This is a genomic window from Enterococcus hermanniensis, assembly GCF_001885945.1.
Lineage (GTDB): Bacteria > Bacillota > Bacilli > Lactobacillales > Enterococcaceae > Enterococcus_A > Enterococcus_A hermanniensis.
Genome location: NZ_JXKQ01000003.1, coordinates 83,320 through 104,515, shown reverse-complemented (window position 1 = coordinate 104,515; position 21,196 = coordinate 83,320). Strand labels below are relative to the sequence as shown.

Here is a 21,196-nt window from a genome sequence, read left to right as displayed (position 1 = left end):
TAATCTTTATTTGTAGGGTACGTGTTGATGGCAATCAAAGGACAAGTAAAGTGCCAATGATCCATAGTAATATTTGTGATGATCAAATCATAGTGTTTGGTTAAATTAGTCAATTCATTTTGTGAAATGAAGCTATTTCGAAGTATTCGTAGCGGATCGATCCCTTGATGAACGCTGGGAAAATCGATTGCCAAAAGCGCTCATGAGTAGAAGAGGTATCAGAAAGTAATAAAATCTTAATCGGTTCCTCTGCATCGACTAGGCGTTGTAATAACTCATCGATGGTTGTAATCAAATGGCTGACATACATATCTATAAACGAAGGGTGGTATTGTTCAGCTAAAAAATTAGTGACTATTTCTTTTAGTTTACGAATTTCACGACTATACTTTTTATCGACCAAGGTCAACATAGTTTTACTGTTTTGTTGGAGGATCTCGATCAAACGTCCTTGGGGATAATAACAGAATAATTCATTTCCTAGCAAGCGTAAGGTTTCGATTATTTCAGTCCGGGTGATTTGCTGACTTAATTTAAGTGTTAATCGTTCTAATAAAACATTATGGGATTCGTAAAAATCTGATAACTGTTCATCCATTTGATTGGCTAAGGATTGTTGTCGGGTATTTAAAATTAATTGATGAGTAAATAAAGGCCAGAGACATTCTGCTAATTGAGCTTTACCGAAATCCCAATTTGTTTCACGTTTGATCAATTTAGAAAGTCGCTCTAAGTTATCTAGCGAAGGAATGATCAAACCACTATCTGAAGAAAGTTTCTGTATTTGATGACCTTGTTTAATCCGCTGTAATCCAATCAGAAAACTATGCATCAATTGAGAATGAACGTTCATATTATTACTGATCTGATTCATTTCTAATAACTGTTGGATCATTTGATCAATACTTGAAACAAGTTCTTCAGAGAAACCGTACTCATTAAAAGACATACGAGATTCTTTAAAAAATAGGTAATAAAAGTGTCGAATGGTTACTTCATCGCCTGTGACTCGGAGTGGACGATGATAAACATGGATGTTCCAATGAGATAATTTTTGTTTTATCGATTTTAAGTAACGTTGCATATTAGAGAAACTACAGTTTAAACGATCCGCAGCAAGCTGGATCCCTCGATTTTTCTCAAAAAACAGGCTTTCAATTACTTGGAATTCCAAGCTGGTTTTCAAAATATAGGCATACATCACATCGATCGTTGCATGGACATCAAATTCAATCGAGTATAATCCTTTTATTTTTGTAATAGTTAAAGGTAAAGGTTCTTCATTTAAAAAGCGGATGTCACTGATCAAAGCAGGTAATGAACACTGTAATAAATCCATAAGTTGTTCAGAAGTAAGACGGTCTTTTGCATAATATAGTTCTTCGACCAATTGTAATCGTCTAGTTGTTTCTTTTTTCATTAAGCTTCTAAGATTCATAGTAAACTCCTTGAATATTTTTTTATTTAATATAATGTTCAAAGACTGTTAAAACAATCCTAGAGAGTCTAATTTTCGGTTATTTATGTTATTTAACTAAAGGCCGATAAGAATTATTATAATTAAATCTATTAATTTAATAGGAAAAAATGACGATTATTAGAAAAAACTTTTTGACATTTTTTTATTTTTTTTATTTGGATAAATAAAAAAATAAAGTTGGAATAAATTAGCTTAAAAAAAGGGTTAAGTGTTGCCTTTCTTAGGAAGAACGAATAAAATTAACCTTGGAATACATTATAAAGATAGTGGAGGCAATACAATATGATGAATAAACAAAGTTTAGTTGAACAAGTAGCAGAAAAAACTGGGTTAACTAAAAAAGATGCAGCATCTGCAGTGGATGCATTATTTAACGGGATTCAATCATCATTACAAGATGGAGAAAAAGTTCAAGTTATCGGCTTTGGTAACTTTGAAGTACGTGAGCGCGCTGCCCGTAAAGGCCGTAATCCTCAAACTGGTGAAGAAATTACGATTGCTGCAAGTAAATCTCCAGCATTTAAAGCTGGTAAGCAGTTGAAAGATGCTGTGAAATAAAAAACGAATCTGAAGCTGGGACGATAGTAGAAAATACTTCGTCCCAGCTTCTTTTTGCTTGAAAGAGACATTAAAAATATAAAAAAGACTAAAAAAAAACTTTGTGAATCAATCTTTTCTTGTTTCTTACTAAAAAAAAGAGTATATCTGTAAACAGTGAGAAATATGGAGGAATTATATGTTTGATTTTTTACCCCATTCAGTTTTACAGATGAGTACCATTTTTTTATCGATTGTCATTGAGGCAATCCCGTTTGTTTTATTGGGTTGTATTATTTCAGGTGCTTTGCAGGTGTTTTTGACGCCAGAACGCGTTAAAAAGATTATCCCTAAAAATAAATTTTTAGCCATTTTAGTAGGATCTTTTTTAGGCTTTTTCTTTCCTTCTTGTGAGTGTGGAATTGTTCCTATCGTGACACAATTCATGAAAAAGGGAGTGCCTGAACATACAGCCTTTGCTTTTATGGTCACTGCACCGATCATTAATCCAATTGTTTTATTTTCCACCTATATTGCATTTGGAAACAGCACAAAATTTGCCTTATTAAGAGCGTTGGGAAGTTTACTGGTTGCGCTAGTCATTGGTTCTTGGATTGCGTATTTTAATCGCTCACCGATTTTAAAAAATGAAGGAGCCATTAATCAGGAGCATGCCGAGCATGGTCACGTTCATCACGAGGAAAAAAGTCACTCTGAGCATCCAGAAACTGTTTGGACTAAAATTTGGTCGGTCCTAGTCCATGGTATCGATGAATTTTTTGACACAGGCCGCTATTTGATTATTGGTGCACTGCTTGCCAGTGGAATGCAAGTCTTCTTGCCAACCCAATTTATGCTACAACTTACTTCATCAAAAATTATTGGAATTTTGGTGATGCTAGTCTTAGCATTTACGATGTCGCTTTGTTCTGAAGCGGATGCGTTTGTCGGGTCTTCTTTGTTAAGTTTATTTGGGACTAATGCTATCGTAGCCTTTTTAGTCTTTGGACCGATGGTCGATATCAAAAATTTGATGATGATGAAGCATAATTTTCATGGAAAATTTATTGTCCAATTAATCGCTCTGATCAGTGTGGTCGTGACGATTTTTGCACTGGTAGTATAGGAGGGAACGTATGATACGCTTTTTAATTTTATCTGGCTATTTTGAATTAATGATGTATCTTCAAGTCTCAGGAAGACTAGACCAGTACATCAATGTGCATTACCGTTACCTGGTTTTCTTAACTATGGGATTATCGATTTTATTAGCACTAGTTCAATTAAAAATTTGGGCTGACGGCGATAAACATAAACAACACGACCATCATGATGGTCATGAACATGGATTACAGAAACCGTACCAACGTGCCATCGCTTATGTTTTGCTCGTTGTTCCTTTAGTGGTAGGTTTGCTATTCCCTACAATTACTTTGGATACAACCATCGTGGAAGCGAAGGGATTCAGTTTTCCTATCAGTAAAGAATCTGTGGGTGATCCAGAAATGAATACTCAGTATCTAAAACCGGATACGAGTATCTATTACAATAAGAGTGACTACAATGAACAGATGACAAAACTAATGAAAAAGTATGAGACTGATCAAAAATTAGAAATTACGGATGAAAATTATTTAGAAGTGATGGAATTGATCTATAATTATCCAAATTCATTTGTCGGAAAAAAAATATCATTCAATGGTTTTGTTTATGAAACAGCTAAAGACAATCAAACATATGATTTCTTGTTCCGCTTTGGGATCATTCATTGTGTTGCTGACTCGGGTGTCTTTGGTTTGATGACTAAATTGCCAGCCAATATGACAGTCAAGAATAATGAATGGTTACATGTGGAAGGAACGATTACATTAGATTTCTTTGAACCATTTGATCGCCAAATACCGTCAGTCGATGTAACGAGCGCCCAGACAGTATCTGCACCCAAAAATCAATATGTCTATCGTGCATTTTAGAATAAGTCATTCATCTTCATTTTCAGAAGATGGATGACTTATTTTTTTTATAAATTATATTATAATTATAATAGAAGAAAGCGGTGTTATTCTTGGCTAAATAATAAAAACCTGTATCATATTAGTGATACAGGCGAGGTGAACTATAGTAAATAAGTACGGTCAAAAGTAATCGTTAATTTTGCGGGTTCAATTAATACAATAAAGCTCTCACTGATTCGATCGTGTAATTCGGTGTTGCTGATTTTTTTTAAATCACTAGGAACAACCAAATCAAAATAAATCGTTTCTGGTGTAGTGACCTTATCAACACGTAAGTCATGGAAACGCAATTGAGGATGAATTGTTTTCAAAATCATTTTTAATTTGGGGGCGATCCGCTTGAAATCAGGATCATCTAAAGGATAAGGATCCAAATGACAAACTAAATCAAACCCTAGATTTTCTTTGATATCATATTCAATCGTATCAATTACTTCATGTGCATGGGCTAAACTCCAGGTCTCATCTACTTCAATGTGGACAGAAGCAAAAATACTGTTGGGACCATAACTATGGATAAGTAAATCGTGGTAGCCAATAATATCAGGATAGTTATCTAAATGTTTTCTAATGGCTAATATCTCGGTTTCTGGCGCTCTACCGCCCATTAGATCATTGATGAAAGTCAAAATCATTTTAATGCCAGAGTAAATAATATAAAGAGCTATGATAAAACCGATATATCCATCAATTCTCCAACCGCTAAACCATTCAATGATGGCAGAAAGCAAAACCGCAATCGTTGTGTAAACATCGTTGATACTGTCTTGTGCCGTGGCTTTTAAAGTATCCGATTGAATGTCTTTTCCTAGCGTACGGTACATATATGCCTGCCAAAACTTCATTAGAATCGACAATCCAAGAACGATATAGACAATAGGAGACAGAGCAATGCTACTCGGATGTAGAATTTTTATAAATGAACTATCTAAGAAACGAAATCCTACATAAGTAACCAAGAACGAAATCACAAAACCACTGATATATTCAAACCGTTCGTGTCCGTATGGATGTCCTTCGTCTGCGGGTTTTCCGGCAATTTTAAATCCAGCTAAAGTGATAATAGAAGAGGCTGTATCAGAGAGGTTATTCATTGCATCAGCCATGATTGAGACACTACCTGATAAAGAACCAATAAAAAACTTAGCCAAGAATAATAATAGGTTTGAAATTAACCCTAAAATCCCTGCTAAGATTCCGACACTCGTTCGTTTGTTTCCTTTAGAACGAGCAATAATTTTTTTAGTTAAAAAATTCAGCATAAAAATCATCCTAATCAATAAAGTAGTAACAGTATAACGGAAAAATGAAAAGAGAAAAAGTTAAAACCACTAAATTTTATTTATTTTTGAATAAAAGTAAACTTTATATGTTTGGGGTTTACTTTATTTCACCTAATAGTTAGTTTTTAATAAAATTATTTTGGTTATCTCAGGCAATTAAAATAAAAACACTATATAATAACAATGTAAAGGCATTCAAAGATGGAGGTAATATTATGAATAGTCAAATTAATATAACATTATGGAACATCCAAACAACCACTGTCGTTACTGCACTAGAAGATTTTATTGAGGATTGGAAAGTTTCTAAAAATAGTGATCTTGAAGAATATTTGCGTAGTTATCCTGGATATTTTAAAAGTGATAAAGAAACACGCGAAGCAATTCGTTTAGTATTAAGTTATGCCAAAGAATTAATGGACGGGCAAAGAGACTCTGTCGGTTTTTATGAAAATAAAATTTGGCGGACAGAAGATGGGGAGAGTGTCCGGATGACCCATTTCCACGAACGAACAATTTCAAATTTAATGCAAAAAATATTAACTGTGCGATAAATAGAAATTCAAATCATTGGCTTATGAACGATGATTTGAATTTTTTTGCGTAATTTAGGATAATTACTAAAAAAATAATTTGGTCAAAATAAAGGTAGTACTTCTTTAATTAAGAAGAATAGAACTTTTTTTGTTAGATCGTAAAATGGAATTAAAGATAACTAAACATTTTTATACCCATTAAAATTTTAATTTTTCTATTATCTAAAAAGGTATAAATGATAATTGTTAAATCAACTCAAATTAAAACTATGAAAAAATTGTGAAGACGACGGTTCAATTTAGACAGCGCTATAAAATAATGATATTATATTAGAGAATTAAACAAATTAATTGTTAGATCCTTGTATCCAAAAAGAAGAAATGAGGTATAAATGGTGAAGTACAATAAAATTGTAAGTTTAATGGCGATTGGTACTTTGTTTGGACCAACACTGTTATCCTCACAACAAGTTTTAGCTGAAGAAACAAGTACAGTGGGTAGCAGTGCTGTCGCACCAACTTCAACAACTGAAAGTGATTTGAATTTAGAAAATACAGATACTCCGAGCCAACAGGAATCGGAAGTTAATTTAATAGTAAATGGATCGCCATTACCAAGTAAAAATACTTTTGAGTATGAGGGAAATAAAATCCATTTTACAATTTCAGAAAATCAGGTAAGTTTTACTACAGAATTAGTGGCAAATTATGAGCTTAAAAATTTAAGTGTAAAAAATGATTCTGAAGAATCTATTGTTGTACAAAGTAATAATTCTTTTGATGTTTCAAAAGGGAATTTTTATTTAACTGTTGAATTTAAAAAAGTAAATGAGAGTACGGATACATCAGATAGCAATAGTTCTGAAAGTAGTACAACAGAAAGTAGTAGTTCTAATAATAGCAATGATAATGGTTCCTCTAATAGTAGTTCTGGAAGTAGTAGCTCAACTAATAGCGGTACGGGTACTAATGGCTCTTCAAGTACCAACAATAATTCAAACAATAATGCTGGTAGTTCAACTACCGGAAGTAGTAGTAATACTTCAAACAATAACAACACAAATAATAATAAGCAAAATACAACTAAGACACCCGAAGTCCAAGGCCCCTCTGCTGCTCGTCAGCCAGTAAATGATTCATCGGCTACAGATGTGCGCGTTCCTTCAAACCAAAACGTCCCGACCTTTAGTAATGATGTTCAAACAGCTATTGTTCAAGAGGCATACCGTCATTTGGGAAAACCATATGTATGGGGAGCGAAAGGACCAAACGCTTTTGACTGTTCAGGTTTAGCTTATCTTGTTTATGCTAACGCAACAGGACACAATATTGGGGGATGGACAGGCGATCAACAATATGCGGGAACGCAAATTCCTGTCAGCGAGGCACAACCAGGTGATCTACTTTTCTGGGGCGCGCCAACAAGCGTTACGACGCACGTTGCCATTTATATCGGAAATGGTCAATATATTCATGCACCGCAACCAGGTGATGTCGTAAAAATTGGTAATATCAGTGACTTTACACCAACATTTGCAGTCCGAGTGAATGTAGCAGGCTTATCTCAAGCGACGGCTTCAAGCTCTTTATCCAATGCATTTGGTGAATATAGTACTGATACACCATTTATTTTCAATAAAAACCAAACTACTGATCAATTTATCAAAAAAATTGGGGAAACTGCGCGTGAGATTGGACAGAAAAATAATGTTTATTCTTCTGTGATGATCGCTCAAGCTATTTTAGAAAGTGGTTCTGGGAATAGTTCTTTAGCTAGTGAGCCAAATTACAATTTGTTTGGGATCAAAGGTAAATATCAAGGAAAAGGGATCACTTTCCAAACATTAGAGCAGGACGAAGATGGTGCCAACTACCAGATTTCTGCTGAGTTTAGAAAATATCCATCGTATAAAGAATCGTTAGAAGACTATGCAAAATTAATTAAAAACGGCATCTCTGGTAATTCTGATTTCTATAAAGATGCTTGGAAAAACCAAACAAGTTCATATGAAGAAGCAACAAAGCATCTTCAAGGTCGTTATGCTACTGACAAACAATATGCCGAAAAATTGAATGCTATTATTAAAGCTTATGATTTAACAGAGTTCGATCAAGCAAAAAATAGTAGTGCTACAACTTTGAAAGCAACAAAAGGACCTGTAATCAAATCTATGGAAACCTCATTTGATTCCTATGATCGGATTCAAGCAAAACTGATCGCTAGCGTTATTACGAGTTACCAAATTCCACAAGTAATGTCAGCGAAGCATTTTTTCAATCTATTTAGAGGAGATAGTCTAATTGCATTAGCGGCAACAGCAACTCCTAAAATCAGTAATTCTGAATCCCCTTTACCAAAAACCGCTTCAATTTATGTTGCGTTAGGCAACGGATTGCTAGCCGTGATTCCACCATTAAAATAATTATCTTTAAAGCTATCGCGAAAGCGATAGCTTTTTCTTTTTAAAATTTAATATAAATTGATATTTTATGCATTTTTTAGCAATATTTATCTATTTCCTGTTTATTTGGTTGTAAAGACACATTGAATCAGGTATGATATTTTTACATTGTGGAATTTTTCCAAGAAGGAAGGAACTATATGAAATCGGATTTGTTTATGGAAATTGAGGAACAACCAGTTGCTAAGAAAGAAAAATCAGTTACATCAGATTCTAGTTTGATGTCACAATTAGAATATTCAATTAGCAAAAAAATTGATTTATTTAATACAAGTTTACCTAGGTATGCAGTACGGTCGATACTCGCTTGTCTATTTTTGTCATTGGGAACGGCAATTGCTTTTTATATTGCAATTCGAATGCAAGCAGCAATACCCGGATTGGAAAAAATGGCGTATGCATTTATGTTTAGCTGGTCATTAGTCATGATTTTATTTATGAATGCAGAATTAGGTACTTCTAATATGCTGTATACGACGATTGGTGTATACAAGAAAAAGATGGCAGTATCTTTTGCGTTTAAGCTACTTTTTACCTGTATTTTATTTAATTTAATTGGTGGTGTCCTTTGTGGGTATTTACTTTCATTAACAAGTCCATTTGGACATTTAGAAGCCGATAATTATATGTTTACGGGTGTCGCTGCTAAACTTACAAAGTCGACTTGGCAAATTATCATTGAGGGAATGTTTGCGAATATTGTCGTGAATACAGCTGTCTTGATTAGTTTACGGATGAAGGATGATGCAGGGAAAGTATTAGCAATTGTATTTGTTATTTTTATTTTTGCATTTTTAGGATTTGAACACGTAATTGCAAATTTCCCAGCTTTTTCTTTAGTCTATTTTGCCTCGCATGGTACTTTAGCAGAGATGACGGTAAGTAATGTCGTTCATAATTTGAGCTTCGCTTTGATTGGTAATTTCATTGGTGGCGGCCTTGTTATGGGGTTAGGCTACGCGTGGTTAAATAATACAGAATCAAAATATAAAGATTAAACCTCTAAAAGACCTTAAGAACGATTGTTCTTAAGGTCTTTTTTTTGTGGAAATAGATAATGTTTTTGAGTATAACGATTCATATGAATATAATTTCATGTTATTTTTTATTGACGACTCTTTTGACAGATGTTACAGTGTTAAATGTAAATCGTACCAATTACGTTTTAACTTGTTTGAAAGTTTTTAGTCTCAAATGGTTAAAATAGCTGTAATGTACGAAGTTAAAAATAATTTTTTACAAAATAGATAACGAAAGAGGATGAGAATGAAAAAGAAAATAGGATTGTTGATGATGGCTACATTAGTCATATTTGGAATAGCTGGTTGTGGGAATGATGAGTCAGTGCGTGGAGAAGAAACAGATGAAATAAAAATTGTGACGACTTTTTATCCAGTCTATGAATTTACAAAACAAGTAGCGGGTGAAACAGCGGATGTTAGTTTATTAATTCCGGCGGGGACAGAAGCTCATGACTATGAGCCTTCAGCAAAAGACATGGCTAAAATGACCGAAGCTGATGTTTTTGTCTATCATAATGAAAATATGGAGACTTGGGTACCAAGTGCTAAAAAAACGTGGGCTAAAAATGGACCTGAAATCATTGAGGGAACAAAAGAAATGCTGTTACTTCCTGGAGGGGAAGAGGATCATGACCATCATGGGGATGAAGATCATCATCATGAATTAGATCCTCACACCTGGGTTTCACCTTATCGAGCGATACAAGAAGTTACAGCTATCAAAAACCAATTAATAAAATTATATCCTGATAACACAGAATATTTTGAAGAAAACAGTAAAGAATACATTGAGAAGTTAGAAGCCTTAGATCAAGAGTACACAGAAACCTTCCAAAATGCTAAACAGAAAAATTTTGTGACGCAGCATACGGCATTTAGTTATTTAGCTTTGGACTATGGGTTGAATCAAATTGGTATTTCAGGCATTAATCCGGATCAAGAGCCGAGTTCTTCACGAATCGCTGAGTTAAAACATTATGTGGAGGATAATGGCATTAAATATATTTATTTTGAAAATAATAATACGGGTAAAACAGCCCAAACACTTGCTAGTGAAACGAAAGTCGAACTAGAAGTATTGAATCCTTTGGAAAGTTTGACCCAAAAAGAAATAAAAGATGGGAAAGATTATCTGTCGGTGATGAAAGAAAACCTTTCTGCATTGAAAAAAACGACTGATAGTGTTGGAAAGGATATCTCAGCTGAAGAGGAGACTCAGACTGAAGAAACTATTTATAATGGTTATTTTAAGGATTCACAAGTTAAGGATCGTAAACTTTCAGACTATGCTGGAGAATGGCAATCAGTCTATCCGTTATTAGAAGATGGTACTTTGGATCAAGTTTTTGACTATAAAGCGAAGCTTCAAAAAGATAAAACGGCGCAAGAGTATAAAGAATATTATGAAATAGGTTACGAGACGAATGTAGATGAGATTAAGATCAAAGACAATCAAATTGAATTTATCGTCGACGGAAAGGCACAAAAATTTACCTATGAATATTCTGGTTATGAAATTTTGACTTACAAAAAAGGCAATCGTGGGGTTCGCTTTACGTTTGTCACCAATGATCCTGGTGCGGGTGAGTACAGATACGTTCAGTTTAGTGATCACGGTATTGCCCCGGCCAAATCTTCTCATTTTCATATCTATTTGGGCGGAGAAAGCCAAGAAAAATTATTAGCGGAAGTCGATAATTGGCCAACGTATTATCCATCAAATGATTCTGGCCATGAAATTGCACAAGAAATGTTAGCACATTAAAATGAATTGAAAGAACTGTCTCTCAAAAATAGTTTGGAGATAGTTTTTTTTGTTAAATAGATTATACTAAGGAGTGAATAGGCATTTCGGTCCATCAAAATATTGATTTATATTGAAGGTATTTTGGAGACCATCAAATTTAAATAAATAGTGATTATAAGCTAGCTCCTAATAGTACTAGGGGCAAACAATTTCTAAAGGAACTTAGAGAATTATAACAAAGGGAAGTGTCGTTGGATTGAAATTGAACAAAAGTTTTGAACAGTCGATTTGTATTTTATTAGTTTTGGCCATGCAAAAAGATCATTCACCATTATCTAGTCAATTTATTAGTCAAAAATTGGATATATCACAGTCCTATTCAAAAAAAACAATTCGTAAATTAGTTGAAGGCGATCTATTAACTAGTTCTACAGGAAATAACGGTGGGCTTAAACTCAAAAAAAATCTTGACGAAATTAGTCTATTTGATATCTATAAATGCACAGAAGAAGCCGAGATATTTGAAAGTACTAATTTGCCTCAAAAGATATTTTTAATACCAGAAAAAGTTGAAGAACGAGAAGCAATCATCGTATCGGCACTAGAAAAAATCCAAGAAAATTTATTTAGTCAGTTAGATGAAATAAAATTAAGTACAATTTTAGAAGGAACCGATTATATAAATGGTTGTGTAGATTGGAAGGAATTAGCAGCGGTAAAAGATGAAGCTATGCTTGATACGTTTCTGAAAAATTTTGCAGAAAATCTACATTAATATAATTGAAAAAATAAAAAATACAGCCTAACAAGCTGTATTTTTTTATTTTCAAAAAAAAATCTTGCAAATGCATTTCATTAGAGATATTATATGTCCATTATGAAAGAAGGGGAAAAAATATGCTGAAAAAAGAATTACAATTTTTAAAAGAGCATAAATTCTTTTTAATAGTGTTAGCGGTTGTCGCATTGATTCCAATGCTTTATAATCTAATTTTTTTAAGTTCAATGTGGAATCCGTATGGTAAATTGGAGCATTTACCAGTAGCAATTGTTAATGAGGATCAATCTACTACGTATCAAGGAAAAAAATTAGCAATTGGCGATCAACTAGTTAAAAACATGAAAGAAACAAAAAGTTTAGAGTATCATTTTGTTTCAGCAAAAAAAGCGAAGCAAGGAATAAAAAAAGGTGATTACTATATGAAAATCACGATTCCTAAAAATTTTTCTACGAATGCTGCTACATTGATTACCAAGAATCCTAAGAATATGATTATAAATTATGAAACGACGCAGGGTAGAAATCTAACAGCATCAAAAATGTCAGATTCAGCTATGACAACGCTGAAGGATAAAGTATCTACTCAAGTGACAGAATTGTATACGAAAGCAATCTTGACACAGTTTGGAAAAGTAGGGGATGGGATGGCGAATGCAGCTTCTGGCAGCAAGCAGCTGAATTCTGGCACTACTAAAGTTGAAGATGCTAGCAAATTGATTCAAAACAATTTGCAAAAATTAAGTTCAAGTACACTAGAATTTTCAACTGGCACCGAAACGTTAACAGAAGGAATAAAAAAATATGTCTCTGGGGTAGAAAGTGTCGACGAAGGTACCAATCAATTATCCACTGGAATTAGTACGCTCTCAAAAAGCCTTCCTACACTATCATCAGGCATGGATCAATTAAATACTGGAGCCTCATCGCTAGCGAGTGGTGTTCAACAATACACGGATGGGGTAAATTCCGTAAACACCGGAGCCGCTCAATTGGCTACTGGTTTGTCTAAATTAGAAAATCAAACTCAAAATTTACCCGCTCAAACTAAGCAATTAAATGATGGGGTCCAACAGCTAGCTGCGGGGCTGAAGCAAGTCAATTTAAGTAATACTCAAAAAAATCAACTGACCGCTTATGTCACTGGTGTTCAAAGTTATTTGACTCAAGTTTCGGCGATGCTAGTTACTATGGATGCTAGTTCATTAAATTCTGATCAGTTGACAAGTGCAATAACGGATGTAGGTACCGATTTGACGAATATCCAAAATCTCATTGCTCCTATAAATACTAAGATTGAAACAGAAAAATCAGCTATTCAAGCTGCTTATCAAACAGATCTATCAACAAATGCCAATGCAGTTACTGCAGCGTTGAAAACTTCTGGGGTAACCCTAAGCGATGATCAGAAAGCATTAATTTTAAGCACAATGAAAAACCAAGAAAGCCAAACATTAGCGGAGGTAAACAATTTATCTGTTGATGGCGATTCCATGAATGCAGGTTTAAATAAAGCCAACAGTGACTTGCAACAATTAACAACCGGAATGGCGGCTTTAAAAAATCTTCCTATTGATCAGTTAGCAACGCTCAAAACAAGTACAGATAATTTAGCCAACAATAGTTCTGACGCAACTACAGGTTTAACGACAGCGCTAGATGGACTGTATTCGATCGGTACCACCGCAGCACCTGCTGCTGAAAAAATCGCTTCGGCTACTCAAACGTTTAATGAAAGTACGCCTACTTTAGTTTCTGCAATTCAACAATTGAAAGCAGGGAGTGCTACGCTTTTATCCGGAACAACTACCTTAACAGCGAAGTCGCCAATGTTAACTAATGGTATCAATTCATTATCTTCCGGATTAGCCACAGCTGCTAAAAAAATTCCAACGTTAAGTTCGGGCGTCGGTACTTTATTACAAGGATCAGAAAAATTATCTGATGGTACCACTCAATTGGTCAGTAACGGTTCGCAATTAGTCAGTGGAGTCCAGACATTGGGTTCTGGTGCACAGAAGATATCTTCTGGAGCTGGACAGCTGTCCAATGGAGAAGGTAAAGTAACAACTTCTTTAGGTCAGATTAATGATGGAATAAATAGTTTGACGGACAGTCTAAATAACGGAGCAAATAAAGTTCAGCAAGTAAATACTAGTAAATCCGCCGCCGCAGCTATTTCTCAGCCAGTACAAACAACTCATATAGATAAAGATAAAGTTGCAAATAATGGGACAGCTATGGCACCTTACATGATGTCCGTTGCATTGTTTGTCGGTTGTTTGACCACTAATTTACTTTTTGATGTTGTTAAACCTAAGAAAAAACCAACGTCTGGTCTTGCTTGGTGGTCAAGTAAGATGGCTATTGTTGGAACCGTAGCTATCATCCAAGCTATTTTAGTATTTATGGTTTTAACGTTAGGTTTAGGCCTAGATCCGATATATCCCGTAAGAGTACTCTTCTTCTTAATTTTAGAAGCAATCACCTTCATGTCGATTGTAACGATGTTCAACGTTTTATTTGGAAAAGTTGGCTCCTTCTTGATGTTAATATTTATGATGTTACAACTTGGCGGTTCATCGGGAACATATCCGTTGGAACTTTCCAATACATTTTTTGAAAAAATCAGCCCATTTTTACCAATGACTTATAGTATTTCTGCTCTTCGTCAAGGAGTTTCAATGACTGGTGCAATGGGCAGTCAAACTTTGATATTTGCAAGTTTAACGATCATCAGCAATCTGATAATAATCGTTTATTTCACAAGAAAAAAAAGAACATATCAATTTCCGCAAGCAGTAGAAAATTGAGGATGCTCTAAATAAAAAAACGCCCGTTCATAGTGAACGGGCGTTTTTTATTCGGTACTCTTGATTATTAACGAAGGGTCTATTTTTAGGATAGAATCTTTAAACTAAATAAATTGTTGGATAAAGGCCTTGATAATAGGGAGAAAATAAATAAAAGCTACAGCTCCTATTACTACAAGCAACTGCTTGCGTTGTTTTTTTCGTTTTAACATACTTGTTGTAGAATTTATAAAATACATCACACTTTTTGCACCGGCTGTAAGTGTTGATAATAATACAGTAGGAGAATAGGCGTTGTGGTTACTGGTTAGATTTAATAGATTTAGTCCATGGGTGGGGTATTTAATGATTGCTTGATAGCTGGCGATTAAAACAAACAGTCCCATGAGATAATTCAAACCTTTATTGATTCTTTTTTTTATTTTCTTATTCACTAGTAGAACTCCTTTAAAAAACGTTTTAAAAATTTTTAACAGAGTTCATTATACAATAAAGGATTAAAAACATACATAACAATTTATCTTTAAAAATTATTGTAACTAAATTGTCCAAATAGATTAGCATTCACGATAAATTAGGTTGTAAGTAATTTTTTTAAATCAATTCGTAAGACATCGTTCATGATGTAAGGAGTTTTTGTTTGATACTCAGCCGCACCACTTTCAAATAAGGCATACAAGTGATGATCTTCTACCCAAATTTGTTCTAAGTATGGCGGAGTTGGGATGATTTTAGTGGCTTCTTTAAGCACCGAAAAATCATTGGCTGCACAAATATCGAAAATAAAGAGTTTCCCCGCTTTCGGGCCCCAAGATTGAGAAAAAATAACATACTGCTGATAAATTGCTAGTCCTTGAATTTTTGGAGGAATTGTCAATTTTTCGTAAGGAGATTCGATAAATTTTTTAGTAGTGGGCTGTTTTAAATTCCCTTTTTCATCTATCGGGTAACAAGCGAATTCTCCAAGGCTTTTTAGTGAAAATAAGCCGACATAAAGATGGCCTTTAGCGTAGGTCAAAAATGACGCTCGAGGAAGATCTGTTAAAATGTTTTTTTGTTGGTAGCTAATGGGAGCTAGCTTTGTTTTATGCTTCATTAGCTCTGTTAATGAGATTGCAGCAACAGCTGCATAGTTACGATTTGTATTGCTGATCCAGATTCTACGATGAACGGGATCGTAAGCTAACCCGCCTGCATGGGGAAAATCAGGTAAAACCACTGTTTTAAGTTTTATCCCACTGATCCGGTCTAAAATATAAATTACTGAATGATGGCTATGTGCATGACAATAAGCTGAAATCAGTACATAATCCTCGGTAAAAGTTAATCCTTGTGGGGTCATAGTAGTACAAAATTCTATTTGTTGATTTTTATTCAAAGATAGAATTTTTGAAAGTCCTGGAACAGGATAGTCTGATTTTTCTGCGGCATTAAACAATAGGGGGAACTGTTTTGCGGTATTGTTTGTTTTCCAATAGTAAAATTTTATGTTAGAAAAAAACGAATTTTTTTTGATTTTCAGTCTCTTGATCATGGGATACACCTCCAAGTATTCATAGTTTAACAAGTTCGATTTAATCCGGATAGTAAATAAACTTGAAAATATTTTTTTCAAAAATTAATTGACAAAATTTATTATAAAGCGTAGTATTCTAAAAAAATAAGTGTCGAACAAAAGAGGAGTAACATAAAAAAGACTTTTCAGAGAGCTGATGGGACTGCGAATCAGTAGGGATTTTTATGCGAATGGGCTTTTGGACTGAAGTTTTGAATGAAAAAGTAGGAACTTTCGGGAACTCCCGTTATAGAGTAAGGTCGTTGATGGACGGCTGAGAGAGAAATACCTTTTTTAGGTATCTATTATTGAGGTGGCACCGTGGATTATCCGCCCTCAAGTCGATTTGTTTCGACTTGGGGGCTTTTTTGTATTTAAAAAGCAACATAAAAATCTTAAATAAGAGAAGTAACTAGGATCATAAAATGACAGAAAGCTTCGTTTGATGAGAAGAAGTATTTTATCCCTAGCGAATGGACTTATTCGAGCATTCTTGAATCATAGTAGGGAATGACGGGCACTCCCGTTATAGAGTCAAATCGTTGTTAGACGATGAGAGTATTATTGAATATTTTCAATAATAAAGTGAGGTGGTACCGTGCTGTTTGCGCCCTCAGACCAATGTTTTTTTGGTTTGAGGGCTTTTTTTATTTTCTAAGCGGAAGAATTAGATGAAAAACATAGAAGAAGCAATAAACCATGAAGGAGTAATTCAATGCGAATAATAAAAAAAATACCCCAAAATAAGTTATCAGTCAGTGATATCTATTACCGTGTAAAAGGAAAAGGTACGTGTCTTTTTGAACGAAAGTCGTCTAATCGAGCGTATACATTGATTGCGATTAATCCAGTTCAACATCTTTATTTTAAAGATGGAGACTTTCATGTTGATGGGAAAATAATTCCGACCAAGGATCCATTAAAGGAACTTGAAAAGCAAGTCCTGATCAATGAGAATGACCAGTTTACAGATCTTCCCTTTATGGGTGGAGCAATCGGGTATGTCGGCTATGATGTGGCTGCTTGTTATGAAGATATTGGGGATGCACCTTACGATGAATTGGAGTTACCAGACTTAGAATTTTACTCATATAACTTATTTATTATTTTAGAAAATCAAGCGATCACCTTGGTAGCAACGGATAGTTACAGTGATGAAACAGAGTCAGAGTTACGAATAAAATTAGAAGAGCTTGAACAAAAATTAAACCAGGAGCAAACAATTCCAAAGATAGAATTAGCTAAATTAAACTTTTCAAGTAACTTCTCTCAAATTGATTTTGAGCAGATCGTCCAAAAAGCACAGGAAAAGATTATCGCGGGTGATTTGTTTCAAGTTGTTCCTTCGCAACGTTTGACGGCTGATTTTACAATGGATTCTTTTAGTTATTATCGAAAATTAAAGGAGAGCAACCCTTCTTCTTATTTATACCATTTAGAATTTCCGACAGCGACAATCATCGGAAGTTCGCCAGAAAGCCTAGTGACAGTTGAAGGACGTACAGTTACTACCAATCCGATTGCTGGGGCGAGAAAACGTGGACAGGATTTTTTAGAAGATGAATCATTAGCTGCTGAATTGTTAAATGATCCCAAAGAGATAGCAGAACATCGGATGTTAGTCGATTTAGGCAGAAACGACTTAGGGAAAGTGGCTATTAGAGGATCAATCACGGTTCCTACATACTTGACGATTGAACGCTATCGCTATGTAATGCATCTCGTCTCGGTTGTCACAGGTACTTTACAACCGGACTTACGCTCAATGGATGCATTGAAAGCGACGCTGCCTGCTGGAACAGTCAGCGGTGCCCCGAAGATTCGAGCGATGTCGCGTATTTATCAATGGGAACCGGTAAAACGCTCAATTTATGCCGGTGCGGTCGGTTTTTTAAGTCAAGATGATAGCGCTGATTTTGCAATTGCGATTCGGACGATGGTCGTAAAAAATAAAAAAGCATATGTCCAAGCAGGAGCGGGAATCGTCTATGACTCAAACCCAACGAGTGAATATTTTGAAACATTACAAAAAGCGAAGACATTGATGGAGGTAGGAAAATGATTTTATTAGTCGATAATTATGATTCTTTTACCTATAACTTGGTGCAATTATTGCCTGGAGAAATCCAAATTTTACGCAACGATGATCCGGCACTCTTTATGGTCGCAACACAAGCAACTGCCATTATTTTATCACCGGGTCCCGGCAGACCAGCAGAAGCCGGTTTTATGGAATTATTGGTCAAAAAATTTTATCGTAAGAAACCAATTTTAGGAATTTGTTTAGGTCATCAGGCAATTGGCGAAGTTTTTGGGGGAAGAATCATCAGTGCGCCTTCGATTATGCATGGAAAGCAGTCGCTATTAGCAGGGGAGGAAGGTCGGATAGTCATGCGCTACCATTCATTGATCGTTGATGCGCAAACATTGCCCGAAGACTTACAGGTAACAGCTAGAGTAAACGAAGAAATTATGGCCTTTCGTCACAAACGTTACCCAATCTTTGGCTTACAATTCCATCCTGAATCGATCGGTACAGAAAATGGAAAACAATATATCCAAAATTTTTTACAGGAAGCAGGGATCTAAATGCAAGAAATATTTGAAAAGCTATATCGTGGAGAGTATTTAAAAATGGAAGAGATGGAGAAAGTAGGCGATGCTATTTTTGATCATCAGTTAACGGATAGTCAAATCAGCGCCTTATTAATTGGTTTGAAAGTAAAGGGTGTCAGTGCAGATGAACTTACCGGACTAGCTCACGCGATGCAAGGGCGTGGAACAACGATGCAAAAAGCTCCTGCTGGAGTAATGGATAATTGTGGGACCGGTGGGGATCACTCGCAAAGTTTTAATATTAGTACTACGGCTGCTTTTGTCTTAGCAGGTGGTGGTGTACCAATGGCCAAGCATGGGAATCGTAGTATTTCTAGTAAATCAGGGAGTGCGGATGTTCTAGAAGCTTTAGGTGTGTCGCTGAATGTAACACCTGAAAAAATTGCCTACTTGATCAAAGAAACCGGAATTGCCTTTCTCTTTGCGCCCACATTGCATCCGGCAATGAAAGAAGTCATGCAAATTCGGAAAGAATTAGCGACGCCAACGATTTTTAATTTATTGGGCCCAATCATCAACCCTTATCCGTTAGAGTTCCAGCTAATGGGGACATATGCTGGCGATACATTAGTTGAATCAGTCAAAACGTTAGGGAAATTAGGTAGAAAACGAGCGATTGTCGTCCATGGTCATGGAGGAATGGATGAAGCCAATTTAGCAGGTCGGACAGAGTGTGCTTTGTACGAAGCGGGAACGATAAAAGAATTTTCTTTTGAGCCAGAGGAAGTAGGTTTTAAGAAAGTTCCGCTCCAAGGAATTATCGGTGGTTCAGCAGAAAAAAATAAAGAAATTTTATTGTCGGTCTTACGGGGCATTCCATCAGCCTATTATGAAACAGTTTTAATAAATGCTGGGCTAGGGTTTTATGCAAGTGGCAGAGTCAACTCCTTAAGCGAAGGGATCGTTGAAGCAGAAGAATCTATTCTTTCTGGAGCAGCTTATGATTGCTTGCAACAACTAATCAAAAAACAACAGGAGGTTGCTTAATGGATTTTTTAACTAAAATATTGACAGAAAAACAACATGAAATTGAATCACTTGATCCAGTGATAGAAACAGTAAAAAAAATCCGTCCCTCTTTTTATGAGGGTGTTAAAAAAGATCTGGCAACAATTCATATCATTGGCGAAATCAAACGCGCTTCTCCTTCAAAAGGAATCATCAATGAAGCAGTAGATATTTTGGAACAAGCTAAAAAATATGAACAAGCAGGGGTGAGTGCTATTTCGGTCTTGACCGATCCGATTTTTTTTAAGGGTCATATCAATGATTTAGCAGCTGTTGCTACAGTTGTTGATCTCCCTATTTTATGTAAAGACTTTATCATTGATGAACGGCAAATCATTAGAGCCAAACAAGCTGGGGCGAGTATCGTATTACTGATCGTTGCGGCAGTATCACAAGAACGGTTAAATAAATTGTATCAGTTTGCGACAGAACAAGGATTAGAGGTATTAGTTGAGGTCCATGATGCTTCAGAACTACAGCGCGCACAATTATTAGGTGCGAAAATAATCGGGGTAAATAATCGTAACTTAAAAACTTTTCAAGTCTCTATCGAAACAAGTATTCAATTGAAGCAAGCCCTAGGTGAAACGGTTTTTGTCAGTGAGTCAGGATTTAAAAATCGTCAAGACATTAAAAAAATCCTTCCTTATTATCAAGGGGTGCTAATAGGTGAAACGTTAATGACCGTGAGTGATCCAATGAAAAAAATAAAAGAATTGAAGGGATTGCGATGACCAAAATAAAAATTTGTGGGTTAACAAATCGGGCGAGTATTGAGACAGCAGTCATGGCAGGAGCAGAATATTTAGGGTTTGTTTTTGCAGAGAGTACTAGAAAAATTTCACCTGAGAAAGTTCGTTTGCTAACAACTGGCTTACCTAAGGATATAAAAAAGGTAGGTGTCTTTGTTTCACCTAAGCAAGCAGCAGTTGAAAGGATTATTACGGTTGCTGGATTGGATCTGGTCCAAATCCATGGTGAAAATCGATTAGCTAGTTGTTCTCTGCCTATCATCAAAGCCATCAATGTGACGAAAGATCAATCGTTTAGCAATAGGAAGTATCCCTATTTATTATTAGATGCTCCTCCCGAAAAATATATGGGTGGGACTGGGAAAACCTTTGATTGGAATTTAGTTCAAGATCAATCGTTGCCAAAAGAAAAATTATGGATTGCTGGTGGCTTGAACGCAGCCAATGTAACAGAGGCGATTCATCGCTTTAATCCCCAAGTAGTCGATGTCTCTAGCGGAGTCGAAACAAATGGTGAGAAAGATTTGCATAAAATTTTCGCTTTTTGTCGAGCAGTCAACCGAGCGGATAAAGAAAGTTATTAGGAGGAATT

At 35.3% G+C, this 21,196-nt stretch carries 18 protein-coding genes and 2 other annotated features; of the genes, 14 read left to right on the top strand and 4 right to left on the bottom strand.

Annotated features, from left to right (window positions below; all coding sequences use genetic code 11):
* Positions 1-109: 109 nt before the first annotated feature.
* The gene (locus RV04_RS04415) at positions 110-1,438 is read right to left on the bottom strand and encodes an AcpB/EbpR/MafR family transcriptional regulator (RefSeq protein WP_084405520.1); all 1,329 of its coding nucleotides are present in this window, start codon (positions 1,436-1,438) and stop codon (positions 110-112) included.
* Between the two features lie 324 nt (positions 1,439-1,762).
* Between RV04_RS04415 and RV04_RS04410 the strand changes: the two genes are divergently transcribed.
* The 3 genes from RV04_RS04410 (at position 1,763) to RV04_RS04400 (ending at position 3,990) form a co-directional block, all read left to right on the top strand.
* Complete coding sequence (locus RV04_RS04410) at positions 1,763-2,038, top strand: HU family DNA-binding protein (protein WP_071857261.1); 276 nt, start codon at positions 1,763-1,765, stop codon at positions 2,036-2,038.
* A 178-nt stretch (positions 2,039-2,216) separates the two neighbouring features.
* Entirely contained in the window at positions 2,217-3,143 is a 927-nt protein-coding gene (locus RV04_RS04405) for a permease (protein ID WP_071857260.1), read from the top strand.
* 10 nt (positions 3,144-3,153) lie between these two features.
* Positions 3,154-3,990 carry a TIGR03943 family putative permease subunit gene (locus tag RV04_RS04400; protein ID WP_071857259.1) on the top strand — a complete coding sequence of 279 codons (837 nt, stop codon included), beginning with the start codon at positions 3,154-3,156 and terminating at the stop codon, positions 3,988-3,990.
* A gap of 143 nt (positions 3,991-4,133) precedes the next feature.
* On the opposite strand, the gene RV04_RS04395 is transcribed toward RV04_RS04400, so the two are convergent.
* Positions 4,134-5,294: a cation diffusion facilitator family transporter gene (locus tag RV04_RS04395; protein WP_071857258.1), complete on the bottom strand. Its 1,161-nt coding sequence runs from the start codon at positions 5,292-5,294 to the stop codon at positions 4,134-4,136.
* Positions 5,295-5,530: 236 nt separating this feature from the next.
* Between RV04_RS04395 and RV04_RS04390 the strand changes: the two genes are divergently transcribed.
* The 6 genes from RV04_RS04390 (at position 5,531) to RV04_RS04365 (ending at position 14,673) form a co-directional block, all read left to right on the top strand.
* Complete coding sequence (locus RV04_RS04390) at positions 5,531-5,869, top strand: hypothetical protein (RefSeq protein ID WP_071857257.1); 339 nt, start codon at positions 5,531-5,533, stop codon at positions 5,867-5,869.
* A 377-nt stretch (positions 5,870-6,246) separates the two neighbouring features.
* Positions 6,247-8,274 carry a glucosaminidase domain-containing protein gene (locus RV04_RS04385; RefSeq protein WP_071857446.1) on the top strand — a complete coding sequence of 676 codons (2,028 nt, stop codon included), beginning with the start codon at positions 6,247-6,249 and terminating at the stop codon, positions 8,272-8,274.
* A gap of 179 nt (positions 8,275-8,453) precedes the next feature.
* A complete protein-coding gene (locus tag RV04_RS04380) occupies positions 8,454-9,311 on the top strand; it encodes a formate/nitrite transporter family protein (protein WP_084405519.1) in 858 nt (285 codons plus the stop codon).
* Positions 9,312-9,579: 268 nt separating this feature from the next.
* The gene (locus RV04_RS04375; protein ID WP_071857256.1) at positions 9,580-11,100 is read left to right on the top strand and encodes a metal ABC transporter solute-binding protein, Zn/Mn family; all 1,521 of its coding nucleotides are present in this window, start codon (positions 9,580-9,582) and stop codon (positions 11,098-11,100) included.
* A 238-nt stretch (positions 11,101-11,338) separates the two neighbouring features.
* Positions 11,339-11,857: an RrF2 family transcriptional regulator gene (locus tag RV04_RS04370; RefSeq protein ID WP_071857255.1), complete on the top strand. Its 519-nt coding sequence runs from the start codon at positions 11,339-11,341 to the stop codon at positions 11,855-11,857.
* A 122-nt stretch (positions 11,858-11,979) separates the two neighbouring features.
* Positions 11,980-14,673 (top strand): YhgE/Pip domain-containing protein, encoded by a 2,694-nt coding sequence (locus RV04_RS04365; RefSeq protein ID WP_071857254.1) that lies wholly within the window; start codon positions 11,980-11,982, stop codon positions 14,671-14,673.
* Positions 14,674-14,777: 104 nt separating this feature from the next.
* Here the strand turns inward: RV04_RS04365 and RV04_RS04360 are convergent, their stop codons facing one another.
* Both RV04_RS04360 and RV04_RS04355 read right to left on the bottom strand, forming a co-directional pair.
* Positions 14,778-15,059, bottom strand: a complete 282-nt coding sequence (locus tag RV04_RS04360; protein ID WP_071857444.1) for a hypothetical protein — start codon at positions 15,057-15,059, stop codon at positions 14,778-14,780.
* Positions 15,060-15,247: 188 nt separating this feature from the next.
* Complete coding sequence (locus tag RV04_RS04355; RefSeq protein WP_071857253.1) at positions 15,248-16,207, bottom strand: YncE family protein; 960 nt, start codon at positions 16,205-16,207, stop codon at positions 15,248-15,250.
* A gap of 124 nt (positions 16,208-16,331) precedes the next feature.
* Positions 16,332-16,569 (top strand) — a binding site (T-box leader).
* 46 nt (positions 16,570-16,615) lie between these two features.
* Positions 16,616-16,846: a binding site (T-box leader), on the top strand.
* A 97-nt stretch (positions 16,847-16,943) separates the two neighbouring features.
* On the opposite strand from RV04_RS04355, the gene RV04_RS04350 reads away from it, so the two are divergent.
* From RV04_RS04350 to RV04_RS04330, 5 genes are read left to right on the top strand one after another with little or no spacing between them, the layout of a single operon-like run.
* Positions 16,944-18,290, top strand: a complete 1,347-nt coding sequence (locus tag RV04_RS04350; RefSeq protein ID WP_071857252.1) for a chorismate-binding protein — start codon at positions 16,944-16,946, stop codon at positions 18,288-18,290.
* Positions 18,287-18,817 (top strand): anthranilate synthase component II, encoded by a 531-nt coding sequence (locus tag RV04_RS04345; RefSeq protein WP_071857251.1) that lies wholly within the window; start codon positions 18,287-18,289, stop codon positions 18,815-18,817. The genes RV04_RS04350 and RV04_RS04345 overlap by 4 nt, the downstream gene beginning before the upstream one ends.
* A complete protein-coding gene (gene trpD, locus RV04_RS04340; protein ID WP_071857250.1) occupies positions 18,818-19,831 on the top strand; it encodes an anthranilate phosphoribosyltransferase in 1,014 nt (337 codons plus the stop codon).
* Entirely contained in the window at positions 19,831-20,586 is a 756-nt protein-coding gene (gene trpC, locus RV04_RS04335) for an indole-3-glycerol phosphate synthase TrpC (protein WP_071857249.1), read from the top strand. Before trpD ends, trpC begins: the two co-directional genes overlap by 1 nt.
* A complete protein-coding gene (locus tag RV04_RS04330; RefSeq protein ID WP_071857248.1) occupies positions 20,583-21,188 on the top strand; it encodes a phosphoribosylanthranilate isomerase in 606 nt (201 codons plus the stop codon). Before trpC ends, RV04_RS04330 begins: the two co-directional genes overlap by 4 nt.
* Positions 21,189-21,196 lie beyond the last annotated feature (8 nt).